This window comes from Neoroseomonas alkaliterrae (genome assembly GCF_014199195.1).
Lineage (GTDB): Bacteria > Pseudomonadota > Alphaproteobacteria > Acetobacterales > Acetobacteraceae > Neoroseomonas > Neoroseomonas alkaliterrae.
The window spans coordinates 57487-63551 of the sequence record NZ_JACIJE010000016.1 but is presented as its reverse complement, the minus strand read 5'-3'; the positions used below and the strand labels follow the sequence as shown (position 1 = coordinate 63551).

Sequence of the window (6065 nt, the reverse complement as noted above, 5' to 3'; positions counted from 1 at the left end):
GCGACGCCTGGAACTGGCTCGCCGATCAGCCCGAGCGCATCACCGCCATCGCCTCACGCGCCTACGCACAGGTCAAATTCTGATGCAGGACGTATCACTCGTAGTATCGCCGCCACCATTCAAGCGGGTCGCGGCCCCGGTAGACATCGATGTTGTCCCGCACCGTCACGACCCGGCATTTGGAGGTCCCGCCGTTCTTCGGTCCGCGCAGACCGCGTCCGACCATCTGCATGAAGCGGACCGGAGAGAAAACCGGGCGCGATATCAGGATCATCTCGACGCCAGGCGCATCGAAGCCGGTCGTGAAGACCGCCGCGTTGCAGACCACGCGCACTTCCCCTCGTCTGAATGCCGCGACCGCTTCCCGCCGCGCTGAGAGGTCGGTCTCGGAGCTTACCGCGCGCGCTCGGATCCCACGCAGGCTGAGGCGTGCCGTCAGCGCAACGGCGTGCGCCACGCTGTTGGCGAAAAGCAGGATCGACCTCTCGGGCGCCTGTTCAATCGCTTGCTCGATCGCGTCATTTCGATCGGCTTGCTTCGAGAGACGTTCCAGCGCGGAGGTCGGCAAGTCTTCGAAGGTCTCGAAGTGCTCCCGTTCCTCCGCCGTCAGGGGGAACGGCTGCGTGAACGTGATCGGCTCCATCACGACATCGGCCAGGAACTCCCGGTTTCGAAGCGTCTGGTGGAGCGCCGCCTGTTCGCGCGGCACGACACGGCAATCGAAGCGCTGCGCGAGGCGCTCCGACTCCTCCTGGTCGCCGCTGCGGAAAGGCGTGGCAGTGAGGCCCAGGAGAACGGGTTCCTGATCGCGGCTGCGTTTCTGTCCTGTCGCGACCCCGAGGGCGTCGAGCACCTCCGTGTAGCTGCGAGCGATCCCGTGGTGGCTCTCGTCGACGATGATCATCCGTGCGGCGCGCAGCCAGTGCAGTCCGTTCTGCGGGATGCGCGTCCTCGCCGTCTGGATCAGCGTGACGACGACCGTCGGCCGATCGGGTTCTCCCTCAGGTGGCGTGGGCTGCCCACCCCACAGGCGGACGACACGCAGATCGGCCTCGGGCGATCCCTTCGCCCGCCAGACACGGCGAAAAGCGTCCACGGACTGCTCACCCAGCTCCTCGGTTTGCGCCACCCACAGCACCAGAGGTCGCTGACCACCTCCGCTCAGGACGGCTCGGACCGCGGCCTCGACGGCGACGCGGGTCTTGCCCGCACCGGTCGGCAAGCTGAGGACGGCCCGCCGGCGATCCGCAGCGGACGTTAGAAGGCCGTCGAGCTCGTGCAGGACATCCTCTTGGTAGTCGTGCAGCGGCGGCAAAGGCTGCGGGCCCGGGATCAGCTCCTCCGCGGCCAGCCGCGGCCTCGCGGCGCCGGCGAAGCTCACCGGAAACCCGAGCGCCTGGACGAACTGCCGAGCATCGTCCGTGCCCCATCGAGTCGGCGGCGAAAGCCCGAAGTCCCGAAGTTCCTCTGTCAGGACGCGAAGCGCCGCGGAGCCGTTAACATCCAAGAACACGTTCGCGAGGCGGAGGTCGGAAACCTCCTGCTCGAGCGCATCGCGCGCGGCATCCGGCAGCCTGCTCATCAAGGCAGCGGGGTTTCGGACCGCCCTGAGAAGCCGATGGGGCAGATCGGCTGCCTCGCGCACCGCGGCACGTCGCCTGTCGGCCTCGCTGCGGTCGAGCTTCGCGAACAACTCCTCGAAGGGCTTCGACAGCGGAGAGACCGCAGCGACGGCCTCCAGGAGCCTGCGCAGCACCTCCTGCCAGGGCGTTTGCTCGGTCCATGACCGGCTGACCAGGATCCTGTCGCCGTCCGTGAGGATGTCGCCGGGCGTGGCGACGTGCATCAGCCTGCGCTCGACTCGCTCGACGAAGCCGATGGCTGGACCCTCGCCCTGGATGAAGTCCGCAAGCCCCGGGATGTAGCGGCCCGCGGCGATCCAGTCGGCCGGCGCACCGATTGCCCGCGTTTCGATGTCCTTGCTCGCGTCGCGCGCCCCCTGCTTGACCCATGCATCAGCCGCGTCTCGAGCGAGAACGACGCAGGGAATGCCGGCATTCTCAGCAAGCGCAAGGTCGTCCGCGCTCGACGACACCAGGATCTCGGTGAGCGGGACCGCCGACGCATCCGGTCGCCACCGCACCCGCTGTGGGAAAAAGCCGCGTCGCGCGGCGGCCTCCCACACCGCGCGGCGTTCGTCGGGCGACATGCCGAAGTCGGGATGGAGCAGGGCTTGCCACGCGGATGCACTTGAGCCCCCGGGCTCCGGCCAGTCCTTGACCCACCGCTCGCGCAGCGGCACGTCGTCGGGCAGAAGGGAGCCGAAGGCAGTACGCTCCTCCTCGGTCAGCGCGCGCAGCAGAGCCATGATGTCCGCGAGTTGGACGCAGGTTCCGCCGAGCTCAACCATCCCCTCCTTCCAGAGGCACCATGCGGCAGGGTCAGGGGCCGGTATTGGCAGATACCTGTTTCGGGTCGCTTCGCTTCCCCGGCCACCGACCATGCACTTTTGCGTCGGCGTTTTGCGAAGACGCTCCAAGAAGAGCTGGGTGAGCCTGGCCTTGCCTCCCCTCTCGAGCTTTGCCAGCAATCCAAGACCCGCGGGGTGCTCGACGGGCCTGAGGTAGCCGAGCGTATCGGACTGGGGGCTCGTGGCCGGCCTCTGCGTCTTCCGGTAGAACGCAGCCGCGTCGGAATCCAGTGAGGCAAGCCAAGGCGGCGCCGGCCACCCCATGCGCTCCTCTTTCCGCCGCTCGTCGGGCGGCGTGTCCCCGATCCCCAGGTCAGCCAGAATAGAGCTTGCCCGGTCAGCAAACGCCGGATCGAGGAGCACCTTCGCATGGGCCTGGGCTTCCTCTTCGGTCACGATGCACCCCGGCAGCAACACGTCGTCGCGCGTGCACCACGTGCCGGCCCGGGTGAGGAAGCGGAGCCGGTCGGCGCGCGTCGCGACGAAGTCGCGGCGCACCGGCTCCGGGGCGCTCAGAAGCAGATCCCAACCGGCGCCCCAGTCCTGCCTACTTGGCGCGCCGTTTGCGCCCCACGTCTGCTCAAGGAGCATGCGCCAAGCCGCGTCATCCATCCTGCCGATGCGGAAGACCTGTTCGAGCGCTTCGCGCACCGCCTGGTCGGCGACGAGTTCGGGGTGCACCGCCTTGCGCCCGCGGGGCACCGCGCCGCCGGGCAGGACCATGTTCGAGGCGCTGGCCAAGCCGCCCTCCTCGGTGGGGATGATCGCCAGTGCGCGCAGGCGGTGCAGGTGCAGCTCGTTCCGAGAGTGGAGGTCCGAGGCGAGCAGCACCGCCTCGCGTCCGCGCTCAGGGGCGGGATCGGCGATCGCGGCGAGCCAATGCTCGGGCGCCCACCTGGCGAGGCACGGCATTTCCTGTTCCGGCGAGGCCTCCTCCCTGCCGTGGAACTCTTCGGCTTTCCCCTCCTCGTCTCTTTCGATCCCTCCGTCCCGCAGCGCTCTCGCCAGCCGCTCGAGCCGCGGGCGCCGATCGGCCGAGGAAATGCAGGCGTGATGGACCGTCGCGGCCCGCTGTTCTGTTGCCGCGACCGTTTCCCAGCGTTCCTGGAGCGTGCTGTCGTCGAGAGGCGGTCGGTGAAGTTCCGTCGGCCGGCGGAGGCCGCCTGTTCCGTCGGACAGGAAGGCGATGTCCCGCACGGCCTGCCACAGCGCGTCATGCAGCGGCGCGGCGGGCTCGTCCCGCCGCTCGAGCTCGCGCGGGAGCGCCTCGAGCGGCAGCCCCAGATCCGCGTTCCGCACCAGCGCGGGGAGGCTGCGCGCGATGAGCGTCGCGGCACGGCGCATCAGCGCGGCATTCCAGTCCTCGCCGGTCAGAGCGGTCCGGTCGCTGTTGAGCTTCCAGCGGGTGTCGAGGATTCCCGGCACGACGCTGGCCGTCCTGGTCGGAAAGGCATTCCAGAGCTGCCCGCCTCGCCTGGGTCCGCGCAGGGGCACGGCCCAGGTGATGGTCACCGCATCGCGCGCCTGAAGGGCGCCGGCGTCGCGGCGCGCCGCCTCGTCGTCGATCGTCACACGCTCCTGGAAAAGCCGCCAGGAGGACGCGCGGTCGCCGTCCCGCAAGCGCATGAGCGCGCCGCGACGACGGCGGCGCAGGCAGCGGGCGCCGTCGGGCAGCAGCAGATCGAGCTGGATGTCCGGCACGGCAAAAAGCAGGAACTCGGCCGGAAAACGGTCCATCTCGCGGCGCATCGCCTCGGCCGCGTCGGGTGCCGCGAGGTCGGCGCGGATCACGGTGTCCGCCCAGCCACGAAGCTCGGCCAGCATCGGGTCGGCCGCTCGCTCTGCCGCCGCGTCCAGACGCTGCGCCAAGCGGAAGCCGGGCGCAGGCACTTCGGGAGGCAAGCCTCCTGCCCGCCGCGCCTCGGCGCTGCACCAGGCCGGATCGAAACGGAAGGCGATACCCGCAGAATGAACGTCCACCCGGCCGCCGAGGCGAAGCAGGCTACGGAAGCCGAGGCCGAAGCGGCCGATCTCCTCCCCGCCCTTGGGCGAGAGATCGCCGTTGATCAGCGCGCGCACGCCCTCTGGCGAGACAGGGTCTCCCGTGTTGGCGGCATAGAGGTGGCTGGCGGTCAGACGGAGTTCGATTCGTGCAGAGGCCGAGCGCATGGCGGCGTCTGCCGCGTTTTGAACCAGCTCCGCGATCTGCCGATCGCCATATCCCGTCGAGAGGAGGTTTGCCTCACGTCTCGCATCGACTTCCACGAGATCAGGGTTGGCCGTCCACCCGGCCCTCGTGCGCTGGCACAGTTCGTCGAGATAGGCCGCGAGATCCTGCATCTGAGCTCAGGCGGCTGCGAGGCCGCGAGGTCGCGGCTGGGCGCTTCCGACAGGGGGCGGTAGGCGGCAGGAGGCTCTTTGTTCCTGCAGCGAGGCTGACAGCCGAAAGCGTGAGCGAGCGCAGCGGCGGGCGCCCGCATCATGGCCGCGGCAGGTGTCAGCCTCCGTCTCCGTCATGCATGCCGCTCCCGATTCGGGCGCTTCGCCGATGCGTCCGTCATGACGGAACGGTAACACCATGCCCCAAGGCGCTCAAAATGCGAGACATGGCGGGGAGGGCTTGGGGGCGAGGCGGTGGATTCAGCGGTTTGGGGCGATCGCCCGGCCGGTGGGATTGCCGAATCCGAAGCGCCCTAATGGCCACAAAGCGATGGAAAATCAGGCTCCTGACCCTTGTAGACCGAACCGCCCACGTCCCAAGGTCCGGAGAGAGAAGGGCGGAGAGAGACGGCCCGAGGCCTCTCGTTGCGGCATCGAAGTATCAACCCTGCCGCCCAACTACGGCCAAACCTGCGCCTCAGCGTGGCGGTAACGTTGGCGGAGAGGATTCGGGATCGGGGCGACTGGAGCAGCGGTGGGAACCGGGAACTGAAATTCTCTGGACTGCACCTTCCTCAATACCAGAAGCCCGATCGATGAAAGCGAGGTGCCTGCGGGCGAGGCACTTCGAGCCCGAACTCCCTGTGAGGCGGAATGGCGAGATCCCCACCCCGCGGACCCAGCAGTGATCGCAGCTTCCTGATCCGCTCCTCCGTTGGCGGGTGCGTGCGCAGGAGTGACGGTTCGGGGATCCGGCGCCCCGGCAGGAACATCTCCTCCCAGAAACGCCCGACCCGACGCTCAAGCTTGGTCAGAGCCGAGGCGAGGCCCTCGGGGTCGCCCGTCAGCCGCACCGCCCCGAGATCGGCATCGAACTCGCGCCTTCGCGACAGCGCGAGCTGAAGCAGGGCCATCACGGTCGGCGAGAAAGCAAGGGCCAGCGGCGCGATCAAGGGAAGCGTCACCGCTCCCACGACGATCAGGGGCAGGTTCGCGAAAAGCAGGATCTGTCCGAGCCAGCTCGCCAGCGAAACCGCCCGCGACATGGTGTCCGCAAGGCCCATGAGCCACAGGTCGCGATGCGCGATATGCGCGATCTCATGCGCAAGAACTCCCGCCATCTCGCGTGGGGACAGGAGACGAAAGAGACCGTCCGAAACGCAGACGACGCTATCCTCCGGATTTCCCATCGCGAACGCATTCGGCAGCTGGCTAG

At 68.5% G+C, this 6065-nt stretch carries 2 protein-coding genes; both read right to left on the bottom strand.

Features of this window, described 5'->3' with window-relative positions:
• Positions 1-94 precede the first annotated feature (94 nt).
• Positions 95-4810 (bottom strand): DEAD/DEAH box helicase family protein, encoded by a 4716-nt coding sequence (locus FHS88_RS19410; protein ID WP_184487149.1) that lies wholly within the window; start codon positions 4808-4810, stop codon positions 95-97.
• Positions 4811-5424: 614 nt separating this feature from the next.
• On the bottom strand, positions 5425-6057 hold the full coding sequence (locus tag FHS88_RS20635) for a zinc metalloprotease HtpX (protein ID WP_272872854.1): 633 nt from the start codon (positions 6055-6057) through the stop codon (positions 5425-5427).
• Positions 6058-6065: the final 8 nt, after the last annotated feature.